The sequence below is a fragment of the Paenibacillus sp. P4_A9 genome, from assembly GCF_056402415.1.
The window spans coordinates 1-12,912 of the sequence record NZ_JBFUHL010000052.1 but is presented as its reverse complement, the minus strand read 5'-3'; the positions used below and the strand labels follow the sequence as shown (position 1 = coordinate 12,912).

The 12,912-nt window shown below is 45.7% G+C and carries 14 protein-coding genes; 13 read left to right on the top strand and 1 reads right to left on the bottom strand.

Annotation, left to right across the window (positions count from 1 at the left end):
- Positions 1–16: 16 nt before the first annotated feature.
- From AC1DVJ_RS24015 to AC1DVJ_RS23980, 8 genes are all read left to right on the top strand, one after another.
- Positions 17–1,180, top strand: coding sequence for an Rne/Rng family ribonuclease (locus AC1DVJ_RS24015; RefSeq protein ID WP_477594083.1), 1,164 nt, complete (start codon positions 17–19; stop codon positions 1,178–1,180).
- A gap of 155 nt (positions 1,181–1,335) precedes the next feature.
- Positions 1,336–1,647 carry a 50S ribosomal protein L21 gene (gene rplU / locus AC1DVJ_RS24010; RefSeq protein ID WP_028555793.1) on the top strand — a complete coding sequence of 104 codons (312 nt, stop codon included), beginning with the start codon at positions 1,336–1,338 and terminating at the stop codon, positions 1,645–1,647.
- A gap of 11 nt (positions 1,648–1,658) precedes the next feature.
- Positions 1,659–2,012: a ribosomal-processing cysteine protease Prp gene (locus AC1DVJ_RS24005; protein WP_477594081.1), complete on the top strand. Its 354-nt coding sequence runs from the start codon at positions 1,659–1,661 to the stop codon at positions 2,010–2,012.
- A 4-nt stretch (positions 2,013–2,016) separates the two neighbouring features.
- Positions 2,017–2,331, top strand: a complete 315-nt coding sequence (gene rpmA, locus AC1DVJ_RS24000) for a 50S ribosomal protein L27 (protein WP_036742986.1) — start codon at positions 2,017–2,019, stop codon at positions 2,329–2,331.
- An 86-nt stretch (positions 2,332–2,417) separates the two neighbouring features.
- The gene (locus AC1DVJ_RS23995; RefSeq protein WP_477594078.1) at positions 2,418–3,275 is read left to right on the top strand and encodes a Spo0B domain-containing protein; all 858 of its coding nucleotides are present in this window, start codon (positions 2,418–2,420) and stop codon (positions 3,273–3,275) included.
- A 15-nt stretch (positions 3,276–3,290) separates the two neighbouring features.
- Positions 3,291–4,595 carry a GTPase ObgE gene (obgE, locus tag AC1DVJ_RS23990; protein WP_477594076.1) on the top strand — a complete coding sequence of 435 codons (1,305 nt, stop codon included), beginning with the start codon at positions 3,291–3,293 and terminating at the stop codon, positions 4,593–4,595.
- 171 nt (positions 4,596–4,766) lie between these two features.
- The gene (locus AC1DVJ_RS23985; protein ID WP_477594074.1) at positions 4,767–5,840 is read left to right on the top strand and encodes an anthranilate phosphoribosyltransferase; all 1,074 of its coding nucleotides are present in this window, start codon (positions 4,767–4,769) and stop codon (positions 5,838–5,840) included.
- Between the two features lie 258 nt (positions 5,841–6,098).
- Positions 6,099–7,079: a C40 family peptidase gene (locus AC1DVJ_RS23980; RefSeq protein WP_477594072.1), complete on the top strand. Its 981-nt coding sequence runs from the start codon at positions 6,099–6,101 to the stop codon at positions 7,077–7,079.
- 68 nt (positions 7,080–7,147) lie between these two features.
- Here the strand turns inward: AC1DVJ_RS23980 and AC1DVJ_RS23975 are convergent, their stop codons facing one another.
- The gene (locus tag AC1DVJ_RS23975; RefSeq protein WP_477594070.1) at positions 7,148–7,657 is read right to left on the bottom strand and encodes an NUDIX domain-containing protein; all 510 of its coding nucleotides are present in this window, start codon (positions 7,655–7,657) and stop codon (positions 7,148–7,150) included.
- A 197-nt stretch (positions 7,658–7,854) separates the two neighbouring features.
- Between AC1DVJ_RS23975 and AC1DVJ_RS23970 the strand changes: the two genes are divergently transcribed.
- The 5 genes from AC1DVJ_RS23970 to AC1DVJ_RS23950 form a co-directional block, all read left to right on the top strand.
- Complete coding sequence (locus AC1DVJ_RS23970) at positions 7,855–8,307, top strand: ACT domain-containing protein (RefSeq protein WP_056610603.1); 453 nt, start codon at positions 7,855–7,857, stop codon at positions 8,305–8,307.
- Positions 8,308–8,336: 29 nt separating this feature from the next.
- The gene (locus AC1DVJ_RS23965) at positions 8,337–9,623 is read left to right on the top strand and encodes a homoserine dehydrogenase (protein WP_477594068.1); all 1,287 of its coding nucleotides are present in this window, start codon (positions 8,337–8,339) and stop codon (positions 9,621–9,623) included.
- Between the two features lie 63 nt (positions 9,624–9,686).
- Positions 9,687–10,664, top strand: coding sequence for a homoserine kinase (thrB, locus tag AC1DVJ_RS23960; protein ID WP_477594066.1), 978 nt, complete (start codon positions 9,687–9,689; stop codon positions 10,662–10,664).
- The gene (pheA, locus tag AC1DVJ_RS23955) at positions 10,661–11,527 is read left to right on the top strand and encodes a prephenate dehydratase (protein ID WP_477594064.1); all 867 of its coding nucleotides are present in this window, start codon (positions 10,661–10,663) and stop codon (positions 11,525–11,527) included. The genes thrB and pheA overlap by 4 nt, the downstream gene beginning before the upstream one ends.
- Positions 11,528–11,727: 200 nt before the next feature.
- Positions 11,728–12,912: LysM peptidoglycan-binding domain-containing protein (locus AC1DVJ_RS23950; protein WP_477594062.1), on the top strand; the 1,185-nt coding region annotated here is incomplete at its 3' end.

Sequence of the window (12,912 nt, the reverse complement as noted above, 5' to 3'; positions counted from 1 at the left end):
GGTGAGGTGAACATGTATGAAGCAACTGATAATTCACTGCGCACCTGAACTTACACAAGCAGCCTTGCTAGAAGATGGTCGTCTTGTGGAGTATGATACGCAGTATCCGCTTGAATCTCAACGGGCAGGCAGCATCTACATGGGCCGCATCGTTAACGTACTTCCTGGCATGCAAGCGGCATTCGTCGATATCGGACTTGCGAAGAATGCCTTTCTTTATATAGACGATCTCCTCCCTGTTCATTTGGACAAGCAGCCTAAGATCAAGCCTTCCATTACAGAGATTGCTGAAGTTGGGCAAACGGTAATGGTACAAGTTAGCAAGGATCCGCAGGGCACCAAAGGGGCAAGAGTAACTACGCACGTTTCCATTCCGGGCCGTTGGATTGTTTATATGCCAGATGCTGATTACATTGCGATATCACGTAAAATTGATCTAGAAGCCGAGCGGCAACGTCTGAAGCAACTTGCTGAGGGTAACCTTTTGCCAGGTGAAGGTGTTATTATTCGCACAGGTGCGATAGGGCAAAGTGAAGAAGCCATTCGAGATGATTTGCAGAACTTGCGCGATGTTTGGAGTACTATTCTTGCGAAGCGGGAAGAGTCCGCTGTTCCTGCACAGCTCTACCAGGATCTCGATCTCTTACCTAAGCTGGCTAGAGATGTGATATCCGATGAGGTTCAAGAAGTGTGGATGAGCAATAATAAGGTCTTTGAAGAAATGAGAACCTTACTGCGCRAGCAGCAACCGGGCTGGCGAGGTCGTATTGCTTTCTATGATCGTAGAACACCTATGTTCGATCATTTCGGTGTTACGGAAGAGTTGAACCAGAGCTTTCGTCGTAAAATCTGGCTGCCTAGCGGCGGGTATTTAATCATCGATCAAACAGAGGCGCTGACAGTGATTGATGTGAACACGGGACGTTATACGGGTTCTATTGATTTAGAGCAGACTGTTACCGATATTAATCGGGAAGCAGCTGTTGAAATTCCCAGACTTTTGCGGCTTCGTAATCTAAGAGGCATCATTATTGTCGATTTTATCGATATGCATGCGGAAGATAATCGTGCGAAGGTCATGGCGAATATGGCGGAAGCTGTGCGCAAGGATCGTTCGAAGACGACGATTGTAGGTTGGACCAAGTTAGGGTTGCTAGAAATGACCCGCAAACGCAAATAAAAGGTTTGCATATGAATTAATTACTGTGATATAATACTCGGAGTGTGTTGTTTAGGCATGCTGTAACCGCACGAAACAGGTCGAAGTACGCGATTGGAATTATTCCATTCCGTCACCTGCACAAGGCGAGTCTGAGACATGAGGAGGTAATGAAAATGTACGCAATTATTGAAACAGGTGGTAAACAGTACAAAGTTCAAGAGGGCGATGTTCTTTACATCGAAAAATTGAACGCTGCTGAGGGTGAGGTTGTTTCTTTTGATCGTGTGTTCTTGGTTTCCAAAGAAGATGGCCTAGTAGTAGGTGCTCCATTGGTTGCAGGTGCTTCAGTTTCCGCGAAAGTGGAAAAACACGGCAAAGGCGCAAAAGTCATCGTTTATAAGTACAAACCGAAAAAGAACTATCACAAAAAGCAAGGTCATCGTCAACCGTACACAAGAGTAGTAGTTGAGAAAATCCAAGCGTAAGAGACAAGCCTATGATCTACGTGACCATAGAGCGTCTTGCACCGGATTCACCTCAAATCCTTTCTTTTGTAGTGGAAGGCCATGCTGAATATGACGTACCTGGCAAAGACTTGGTCTGCGCCGCGGTATCAGCGATTTCCGTTGGTACATGTAATTCGATAGAATCCTTAACCGGTGTGATTCCGATTCACGAAATGGAACCTGGACTGTTGGATGTAACCATCCCGGACAGTGCGCGCGATATGCCTGAAACTTGGAATCAAGTGCAGTTAATTATAGAATCGATGGTCGTTATGTTACAAACGATTGAACTCACTTACGGTGACTATATAACGATTGAAACAATCTATCACAAAGGAGGATAACACCATGTTTTTGAAATTGGATCTCCAATTATTCGCTTCCAAAAAAGGGGTAGGTTCCACAAAGAACGGTCGTGACTCGCACTCTAAGCGCCTTGGCGCTAAACGTGCTGACGGTCAAACTGTTACTGCTGGAAGCATTCTCTACCGTCAACGCGGTACGAAAATTCACCCAGGAACGAACGTAGGCATCGGTTCGGATGATACACTTTTCGCTTTGGTACAAGGCGTAGTGAAATTCGAGCGTTTGGGCCGCGATCGCAAAAAAGTGAGCGTATACCCAGTTGATGTAGCTCCAGTAGCTGCAGCTCTAGAAGCGTAATTAGAATCCCTGGTGAGCGAGAGTTCATCCAGGGATTTTTTCTCAGGATATATGGAAAAACCTCTAACCGCGATCACTCATTTCGGATGGTCGAGGGCAGAGGTTTTCTCGTTTGTTTGGTGAAGTTTACCAGTCAGCATGATATACTGGATGAACGGTTATTAAGCGGAGAACGGGGCGGACGGATAATGAAGCAATTGGGCAGCGCGCAGGTCTATTTATTAATACTTGTGCTCATAGGATTGACTGGCATGTTGGTTACAGAACCCTGGATCATCAGAGTAGCATGTTTACTAATCATTCTCATAAGCGGGTATACAGCTTGGAGATTGGAAGCAAGTAGAATGGAAGAGAAGTGGCGTTCAAAGCTGAAACAGCAAGAACAAGACACACATCATCAGTTGATTGCCGTCGTAAATCGCTATCGGCATGATTGGATGAATGATACCCAAATTTTATTTGGTTATATTCAGATGAAGAAGTTTGATAATTTACGGCCTCTTATGGAAAAAATAAAAATGACTATGCAGCAGGAAAGCAATCTCTCCAGGCTGGGGATCCCATCTTTCATTGCTTACTTGCTTCAATTCCGTGTTCAGTCGAAGACATTAGAGCTGAATGTGGAAGTCGAACAAGAAATTAATCTTGGACGACTCCCCCTACAGAGCGGATTGATTGAACGATTGGTTCGACAAATGGTGGCATGCGTCCAAGAGAACACGGCCTTTGATGATGGGGAAAGTGGTACACTTAGCTTGGAATTTGATGTTCAAGAAGATAGCTTACTGCTTGATTTTGTATATCAAGGCTCCTATAATCGGGAGCAACTTGAGCAATCGGTTTTAGAACGCTTTTCATCGGAATTATCCCAGTATTCGCTTGAGAATGATGAGTGGCATGAGGAAGAAGCAGGTATCACACTGCGATTGCCGTTTCATATATAAAGTTGAGGTGTAGAAATGTTTGTTGATAAGGCGAAGATTTTTGTAAAAGGCGGCGACGGTGGTGACGGGTTAGTTGCTTTCCGCCGTGAGAAATATGTACCAGAAGGCGGGCCTGCCGGTGGTGACGGAGGCAATGGCGGCGATGTTGTTTTCCGCGTAGACGAAGGTTTGCGTACGTTGATGGATTTCCGTTATCAGAAGCACTTTAAAGCAGAACGCGGCGAGAAAGGTCGCAACAAATCGATGCATGGAGCCAATTCGGAGGATATGATTGTTCGTATTCCCCCTGGAACAACCATTATTGATGATGATACACAAGAAGTGATTGCTGACTTAACGCGTCATGGGCAAGAAGTCGTCGTTGCTAAGGGCGGCCGCGGCGGCAGAGGAAATACTCGCTTCGCAACTGCGCGTGTAACGGCTCCTGAAATTGCGGAGAACGGTGAAGAAGGCGTAGAGCGTTGGGTTATACTTGAAATGAAGGTCATGGCTGATGTAGGGCTTGTCGGTTTCCCAAGCGTTGGTAAATCCACGCTGCTGTCGGTCGTATCGGCCGCGAAGCCGAAGATTGCAGCCTATCATTTTACAACATTAACCCCGAACCTCGGTGTAGTCGATGTTGGTGATGGCCGCAGTTTCGTTATGGCGGATTTGCCGGGCTTGATCGAAGGCGCACATGAAGGTGTGGGGCTCGGGCATGAGTTCTTGCGTCACGTTGAACGGACGCGAGTTATCGTACATGTCGTGGACATGTCAGCCGCGGATGGACGTGATCCTTATGAGGATTTCATCAAAATCAATGAAGAAATCAAGCTGTATAATGCGAAGCTGGAGCAACGACCACAAATCGTTGTTGCCAACAAAATGGATATGCCGGAGTCTGAAGATAACTTGGCTATGTTCAAGGAGCAGTTAGCTGCTGATGGCAAGGAATATGCCGTCTATCCGATTTCAGCTTTGACGCGCGGTGGTGTTCAAGAACTGCTGTATAAGATTTCGGATATCGTGGAAAGTATCCCGAACGCTCCTGAAGTCGAGGGAGTGGCTGAGACGGAAGAGCGTAAAGTATATCGCTTTGAGAAACGCGAAGAGAATGATTTCACGATTCGCCGTGACAATGATGTATTCGTTATTGAAAGTCCATCGATTGAGAAATTAATCAAGCGGACGAATTTCACTACCCAAGATGGGATCGCGCGTTTTGCTCGTATTTTGCGTAACATGGGCATTGATGACGAGTTGCGTAAACGTGGCGCTGTCCATGGACAGACAATTCAAATCGGTGATTTTGATTTCGAGTTCGACGAGAACAATTTATAATACTAGGCACTTATCCAAACAGGATAGGTGCTTTTTTTTGTTTCGTCCAATTTAATGTCATGATACTTGACACGTTCAAATAAAAGCATTACCATTTCATATATATATCTAAATAATGTCAGAAAATATAACATAAATATAAAGTGAATAAGCGAGAAAGGAGGAGCCATGATGAAAAAATGGATACAAGCGATGGGTTCTGATCAGACGCGTATGCGAAATTTAACATACGATGAAGCTGTGGAAGCTGCCAGCGAAATGGCGAAAGGAGATTCAACAGACGCGCAATGCGCAGCATTCTTAATGGCGCTATGTATGAAAGGGGAAGCAGATGATGAATTGACGGCCTTTATCGATGTTTATCGCGGCTACTCCTTAATATACAATGCTCAACCTAACTCGCTTAATTCAATAGGGCCTACGGAAGGGCGGAAGCGATTCCCCGTTACACTGCCTGTCAGCCTATTGCTTGCATCGGTGGGTTTCACACAAGTGATACAAGGTGGTGAGGCGCTTCCGTCACGACAAGGGACAGCAATGAAAGAAATCGTAGAAAGCTTTGGTGTGTCCTTACATCTTTCTGTGAAGGCCTGGCAATCCATGTTATTTCATTTACACATCGGTTTTCTCCCCACAGAGCAGCTGTGTCCGCCAATTGGGCGACTGAAGCAGGTTAGGGAACAACTCGGAATACGAACGGTCATCGATACCATAGAGAGAGTATTGAATCCTGTCCTTTCGACGAATTTAATTATCGGTGTGCAGCAACGTAAGACTATGGAGTCCTTGATTCCAATATCGATCCGCTCTGGCTTTCAACAAGCCTATATCGTTAGTGGAATTGATGGCTCTGAGGATTTACCCCTATATGAGAATAGTACGATTCGGATTGTGACACCATGGGGGGATGAGTCTCGAGTCGTTGAGCCACAGAAATTTGGATTCACAAGCACCCCTATGCCATCGATTACGAAAGAGGAGCAAATCACCATGGTGAAACGAATTATTGCTGGTGAGGATGGATTAGAAGTAAAACGGGAACGTGATCACGTCATTTTCAATACCGGGTTAAGATTAAAATGGTTTGATAAAGTGGATACCTATGAGGAGGGCTTTCAGCTTGCCGAAGCTTTATTACAAAGGAAAGAAGCACAAAAAATCATGCAGCGCTGGATCGAGCAGAGCCAGTATTTGAAGCTTCAAGATCTTGCAGACGGCGATGATTCCTCAACGAAAATTGGATGAAGACCTTACCATGAAGCCGGTCCTTAGACGGCAAATGGGGGGTCTTTTTTTATAAATATAGACGATATAGTTCACGCAATAATTTGTCTATATTTTTAGATAAACACTGTGATACGTCCAAGTAGGAAGGAGTAGCCGTTTATTTCAGGGGGTCGGCGAATTGGTAGATGTTACAGGTAAAACTTAATCAATGGATATGTTACCATTTACTAGTGTCATTGTGATTCGGTAATTACAAAATGCTAGGAGGCCTACATCATGAAGAAACAATTACTCGCTTTTGCACTCATCCCTTCTCTTATATTTGGTGCAGTCACAGTACCATTACCTAAAGCAGCTTCTGCTGCAACCACTGGTGAAGTTGTTAGCAGTGTAAGCTTTCGCCAAAGCCCTGATGAGAATTCACCTCGGATCCGTTATTTAAAAGCTGGGGAGCCCGTCTCCATTATAGAAAAAGTAAATGCCTATTGGTATAGAATTCAAGTGACGAACGGCCAAATCGGTTATGTCTCAACAAGCGCAAAATACATACAAACAAGCAGTCAAACGACGACACCAGCAACTGGAACAGGGCGGATCGTCGCAAGTGTGAGTTTCCGTACCGCAGCCAATCAGAATGCGACTCGTATTCGGTATTTGAAAGCTGGAGAAACAGTACAAATTCTCCAGAAAGTAAATGCTTATTGGTATAAAGTCAAAGCATCAGATGGTCGCGAAGGCTACGTCAGTACAAGTCCTACCTACATTACAACTTCTGGTGTAGCAACATCTCCGGGTACAAATACAGGCGGGACAACGAGTGAAAAGATTCAGAAAGTCATTGCGGCAGGCAAAAAATACTTAGGAACGCCTTATGAGTATGGGTCCAGTCGTGACAACACAGCCACCTTTGATTGTTCTGATTTTGTACATCAGGCTTTCTTGGACGGCATTGGACTGAACCTTCCGACCGACTCAAGAGGTCAAGGCGCGTTTGTGAAATCACTCGGACACAATGTGACGGATTGGCATAACCTCAAGGTTGGCGATCTTATGTTCTTTATGTCTTATAAAGGAACGGCGCAGTCCAATTATGCTGGCATAAATAAGTCTACTCAAACGATTACGCATGTTGCTATCTATTTAGGCAATGGTCAAATCCTATCGACCTATTCAAAAGAAAGTGGCGGTGTCCGAATTGATTCCATCGCGAATCGACACTGGGAATATCGCTTCTTATTCGGAGGCAGTGCGCTATAGCACGGCAAACAAAAAAAGAGCAGACAACGAGAAATCGTTGTCTGCTCTTTTTCGAGTACAATCCAGAATTAGATTTGCTGCGGATCCAATAAAGGGTTCCAATGAATGATAGGTGTATCTGTTTCTAATTGAATACCAGCGGAGCCTACCCAAGGATGCGTAGTAGGACCAACGGCGAAATAATGTTCGAGCAAGCAGCGGAAAATATAGGGCATCGGACGGTCAAAGACAGACGCTTTGGGAATCCAATGCAGATCACCTTCAGACGTAACGATGCGCGGATCCACATCCGTCTTGCCTATATAGAAAAATTGCTGACGTATTTCTTGTCCATTGAGCCGAAGTAACACGTATTGCAGACGTAAGTCATGAATTTCGTCCTGCTCAATGCCCGTTTCTTCCCATACTTCACGAAGGCATGCCGTTCTTGGTTGGCTAATTTCATGTGGTTCGAGATGACCGCCAATTGCGGCCCATAAGCCAGGGGAGAGCGTGCGGGTTAACGCGCGTTTCATCATAAGGAGCTCGTCATGTTCGTTCCATAAAAGTGCGGTAGACATCATTCGTAATGTAATCATGGAGAGATCCCCTCGCTTCGTTGGTTCCGTTTCAGCTTATCATAGAAAGGGAAGGGGCTGCAAAGGCGAATGCTTGGATACATTTTGCCTATTGCTTCACGAGGCATGATTCGATATAATGTCCTCTATAGGGAAACACTAGTCTTTTTGGAGAGGACGGTAGTAAGGTGCCGGAGAGCAAAGAGTTTCTTCCAACCATGAAGCACATCGGACCTGAGAGGTACTACTTAGTCCGTGAGGACATTCTTCCAGAAGGTGTTCTAAAGACAGCGCAGGCCAAAGAGTTACTTGCACGGGGTGAAGTGAAAACGATTCACGACGCTGTAGAACAAGTGGGGTTGAGCAGAAGCGCCTTCTATAAGTATAAAGATGGCATTCATCCACTCAGTAAGCTGGAGCGTGAGCGAATTATTACGATTTCAATGGATTTAGAGCATCGGTCTGGGATATTGTCCCGTGTGCTCGCTCTTATCGCGAATTTGGATGGTAATGTATTGACCATTCATCAAACGATTCCATTACAAGGTATGGCGAACGTCGTTATATCATTAGAAATTTCATCCATGGGTGAAGAGATCCGGGAAATCGTGGATCGCCTCGGAGCACAAGACGGAGTTAAGCGTGCCATGGTCATCGGTCAAGGCAGTTAAGATAGCATACAATTCAGGAGGTCATTGAAATGAAGCCCATCAAGGTAGGTTTACTAGGTTTAGGTACTGTAGGAACAGGTGTAGTCCGTATTGTCGAAGGACATCAAGAGGATTTGCAGCGTCAAACAGGTTCAGTGATTGAAATCGCGAAAATTCTTGTGCAAGATAAATCGAAGCTTCGTAACATCTCTGTAGATGCAGATAAGCTAACCGAGAACGTCTGGGACGTGATTGGCGATAGTGACATCGATATCGTCGTTGAAGTTATGGGTGGCGTGGAAGCAACGAAAGCACACATTCTAACCGCGCTTGGGAATGGCAAGCACATCATTACGGCCAATAAGGACCTTATGGCGATGCATGGTGCGGAAATTCTAGCTAAAGCGGCTGAAAATAATTGCGATGTCTTTTATGAGGCAAGTGTTGCAGGCGGAATTCCAATTATTCGTGCGCTTGTGGAAGGCTTCTCATCCGACCGCATCACGAAGATTATGGGGATTGTGAACGGAACAACGAACTACATTTTGACTAAAATGAGTCAAGAAGGCGCGGCGTATGCTGATGTGCTGAAGGAAGCACAGGAGTTGGGCTATGCGGAAGCGGATCCGACATCTGATGTTGAAGGCTTAGATGCTGCTCGTAAAATGACGATCTTATCGACGCTTGGCTTTCATGCGAATGTTGCTTTAAGCGATGTTGAAGCGAAGGGAATTTCCAAGGTATCGAAGGAAGATATTCAATATGGTAAGAAATTAGGCTACGAAGTGAAGCTGCTTGGTATCGCTGAAAATCATGATGGTCATATCTCCGTTAGTGTTCAACCGACAATGGTCAAAAATACGCATCCGCTAGCATCCGTTAATGGTGTATTCAATGCCGTTTACGTAACAGGAGAAGCGGTTGGCGAAACGATGTTCTATGGCGCAGGTGCCGGCGAGCTTCCAACAGCGACATCCGTTGTAGCTGACTTAGTGGCCGTTGTACGCAATTTGAAATTAGGCATCAACGGCCGTACTGTACAAGCTCCTTACAAAGAGAAGAAGCTTAAAACAGACGAACAAATCGCTTCCAAAAACTTCATTTTGCTTCATGTTGAAGATAAAGCAGGCGTGCTTGCCCAAATTACACAAATTTTTGCTGAGCATGAGGTTAGCTTGGAATCCGTGTTCCAACATCCGAATAAATCAAATCCGAAGGCTGAAATCATCATTATTACGCACGATGCGAATCAAGCTAGCATGAAAAATGTATTGAATCAATTCGAATCGATGGACGTTATTCATGCGATTAAGAGCGTGTATCGAGTAGAAGGCTAGAAATCGGACCAGGACTGGACGGCGTATCCGTTTATTTTGAATGAAGAGAGGCGCAATTTCGAAATGAGCTACAAGACAAAACAAAAGGTAAGAGTGAAAGTACCGGCAAGCACGGCAAATCTAGGTCCCGGCTTTGACTCTCTGGGGATGGCCTTGAACTTATATGCTTGGATTGATATGGCGATCTCTGATCAGACACGAATTCAATTGATTGGCGATCAGATGAGTGGAATTCCTACGGATAAGTCGAATTTAATCTATAAGGTAGCTCAAATGGTATTTGATAAAGCAGGCGTTTCACACCCGGAGCTTGAGATATCCATGTATAGTGAAATTCCACTCACACGTGGTTTGGGAAGCAGCGCTTCAGCCATTGTTGGTGCACTTGCAGGAGCTAATGCCCTGATTGGGAATCGATTCTCAACGTATGAGCTGTTTCAAATCGCTTCGCGTCTTGAGAAGCACCCTGACAATGTAGGTGCGAGCTTGTACGGTGGGATTGTCGTTGCGTTCTGGGATGAAGAGAGGGCAGAATCGATCCGGATTGAGCCTGATCACAATTTGGAGGTGCTGGTGGCGATACCAGCCTTCCAGCTAGCGACAGAAAAGGCGAGAGGCGTTATGCCGCAGCATGTAACCATGAAGGATGCGGTGTTCAATCTCAGTCACTCCTCCTTGCTCGTTGCTGCATTAAGCACAGGAAACCTAGGCATGATCCGTTATGCGATGAAGGATAGATTGCATCAGCCCTACCGCGCAGCACTGATTCCTGGCATGAAGAAATTATTGGATGAGTGTGAACATCATGGTGCGCTTGGTGTTGCTTTAAGCGGAGCGGGACCTACGATGCTAGCGCTCGTGGATGCGCGTAGTGAGAAGAAATCGGAGCTTGAAGCGTTCCTTCAAAGCACGTTGGCGAAGGAAGGTATTGAAGCTCAACTGTTATGGCTGAAGCCGAGCCAAGAAGGTGTGATAACAACGGAACTTCAAAGTGGAGATGAGGGGCTTCTCAGCTTGGTAGAGAAAGAGGTGCTTGCATGAAGCGAGTTGCCATTCTTGGACCAAGCACGTTCTCGGAGGAAGCTACACGTCACTTTCTAGGTGAGAATTTTACGTATGTGTCGTATAAGTTGATTTCTGAGGTTTTCAATGCGACTGCATCAGGTGAAACGGATCTGGGTGTTATTCCGATTGAGAATACGCTAGAGGGCTCAGTTCATTTGCATGTGGATTGGCTCGTTCATGAAGTCGATCTTCCGATTCGAGCAGAATGGGTATTTCCCATTGATATGAATCTTATTGGATTTCGGAATCCAGATCCTGAAGTTGATGCCTCGAATCCATATCGGCACATTCGTAAAGTGTTATCTCACCAAGTTGTGCCTGCGCAGTGTTACCAATTTATGAAGCGATATCTGAGTGGGGCTGAATTCGAGCAAGTGAGCTCTACAGCTGAAGGCGTACGCATCGTATCCACACTGCAAGATCCAACGGTCGCGGCGATTGGTACAGCTATTGCCTCGACGAACTATGGCGTGCCCATGCTGCAGCGGGAGATTCAGGATCACAAGGATAACATGACGCGCTTCTTACTTGTTGGTAAGGAAGCATCGGAGCTTATGTCCTCGGAGGACATGAAGACGACGATTCTTGTCACGCTGCCAGAGGATTACCCGGGTGCTTTGCATCAGGTGCTTTCAGCTTTTGCATGGCGGAGAATCAACCTTTCTAAGATTGAATCCAAGCCGACGAAGAAGAAGCTTGGCAATTATTATTTCTATATCGATATTGTCGGCAATATGGACTCTGTCCTTCTGCCTTCAGCTATTCAAGAGATTGAAGCTATTGGTTGTCAGGTTCGGATTTTGGGTTGCTATCCAAGCTATTCGTATATAGGTTCTTAGGGCAAATCCCTTGCGTTTATGACGCGAGGGATTTTTTTTGTGCGACAGGGGCAAAAGCCTAGAATCGCGCATAAACTGTAATATCATTATTGTGAATAAGCGAATGCTGACGCGGCCAAGTACATGGCGATTAGAAGAGATACGCGAAGTTGATGCTTAAGAAGTGAGTTTTCTGAAGAAAACTTTAAGGAGGTAAAGTTTTGAAAATCCATATTGTCAAAAAAGGCGATACCCTGTACGAGCTCGCGAAAAAATACAACACCCCCCTAGACCAGATTATCGCACTCAATCCGCAAATAGCCGACCCGAATCAGATTGAGATTGGGATGAAAGTGAAGATACCTTCAGTACCAAAACATGTAGATCCACCAGCGTCTGACTTTGTTTACAAGCATGTCATACAGCAAGGTGACAGTTTGTGGAAGCTTGGGAAGGCTTGGGATGTGCCATTACAAGCGATGATTAAAGCCAATGCACATCTAAAGAATCCGAATGTACTTATGACTGGTGATGTTGTCTATGTCCCCAAAATGCAGCATGGACATACGCAAGGCAATCAGCACCACAAAAAGCTCTCTACGGAGCCATTTGCTCCCGTTCCGATGCCGCAGCCAATGCCGCCAGCAGATGCCTATGAACAGCCAATTATCCCAAGTCCACAAGCTCCAGTAGTTGAAGCGCCTCCGTTATCTCTAGGGGAAAAGGTACCTGTTGCTCCGCAAGTGATGCCTGTTATTCCAGCTCCAACCACGGATGGTCTTGGGCTCCATGAGCCATATGGGCAAGCGGTACATCCGTTTCAACAATTCCATATTAAGGCCACAGAGGTATTCGCTTATCCGGAGCAACAGCACGAGGCAATGACTTATCCAGCGTATTCTCCGTATCAGGAAGAGCCGTGTGAGCCGATAACGATGGTAGCCCCAGTTTCAGTAGTCGATGAAGGCTGTGGTTGCGGGGGACCTGTTATGAACGAGCATCCGTGGATGAATTATCCTACTCCAACTCCATATGCGAATGTGCCTATGGGTAATCCTTGGGATATGCCGCAAGACATGTCGGCAATACCTGCCTTTTACCCGCCGCCAATGCCGTATGATCATCCAATGGCTCAGCATTATGCCTTTCAGCATGACCCGTATGGCATTCCCTATGCAGGTGCCGGGCAGCACGCTCCATACGATGAAGCATCATTAATGCCTCAAGTTCATACACATGAGCTCAAAAAGGTTTCGGATACCTTAGAGGAGATTGAAATTGACATTCGCGATAAGCAAAAAGCGGATCGACCGAAGTCCAATGGAAGTCGCTCTACTCGAAAAGTAAAGCTTTCAGGAGCTTCAGCGTTGAGTAACTTCCTACAGCAACAACAACGAGCTACAGAG

What these genes read in the sequence shown, in the direction of transcription:
- rplU (WP_028555793.1), top strand. Translation starts at nt 1,336, where the DNA reads ATGTACGCAATTATTGAAACAGGTGGTAAACAGTACAAAGTTCAAGAG.
- AC1DVJ_RS24005 (WP_477594081.1), top strand. Translation starts at nt 1,659, where the DNA reads ATGATCTACGTGACCATAGAGCGTCTTGCACCGGATTCACCTCAAATC.
- rpmA (WP_036742986.1), top strand. Translation starts at nt 2,017, where the DNA reads ATGTTTTTGAAATTGGATCTCCAATTATTCGCTTCCAAAAAAGGGGTA.
- AC1DVJ_RS23995 (WP_477594078.1), top strand. Translation starts at nt 2,418, where the DNA reads ATGGTCGAGGGCAGAGGTTTTCTCGTTTGTTTGGTGAAGTTTACCAGT.
- obgE (WP_477594076.1), top strand. Translation starts at nt 3,291, where the DNA reads ATGTTTGTTGATAAGGCGAAGATTTTTGTAAAAGGCGGCGACGGTGGT.
- AC1DVJ_RS23985 (WP_477594074.1), top strand. Translation starts at nt 4,767, where the DNA reads ATGAAAAAATGGATACAAGCGATGGGTTCTGATCAGACGCGTATGCGA.
- AC1DVJ_RS23980 (WP_477594072.1), top strand. Translation starts at nt 6,099, where the DNA reads ATGAAGAAACAATTACTCGCTTTTGCACTCATCCCTTCTCTTATATTT.
- AC1DVJ_RS23975 (WP_477594070.1), bottom strand. Translation starts at nt 7,657, where the DNA reads ATGATTACATTACGAATGATGTCTACCGCACTTTTATGGAACGAACAT.
- AC1DVJ_RS23970 (WP_056610603.1), top strand. Translation starts at nt 7,855, where the DNA reads ATGAAGCACATCGGACCTGAGAGGTACTACTTAGTCCGTGAGGACATT.
- AC1DVJ_RS23965 (WP_477594068.1), top strand. Translation starts at nt 8,337, where the DNA reads ATGAAGCCCATCAAGGTAGGTTTACTAGGTTTAGGTACTGTAGGAACA.
- thrB (WP_477594066.1), top strand. Translation starts at nt 9,687, where the DNA reads ATGAGCTACAAGACAAAACAAAAGGTAAGAGTGAAAGTACCGGCAAGC.
- pheA (WP_477594064.1), top strand. Translation starts at nt 10,661, where the DNA reads ATGAAGCGAGTTGCCATTCTTGGACCAAGCACGTTCTCGGAGGAAGCT.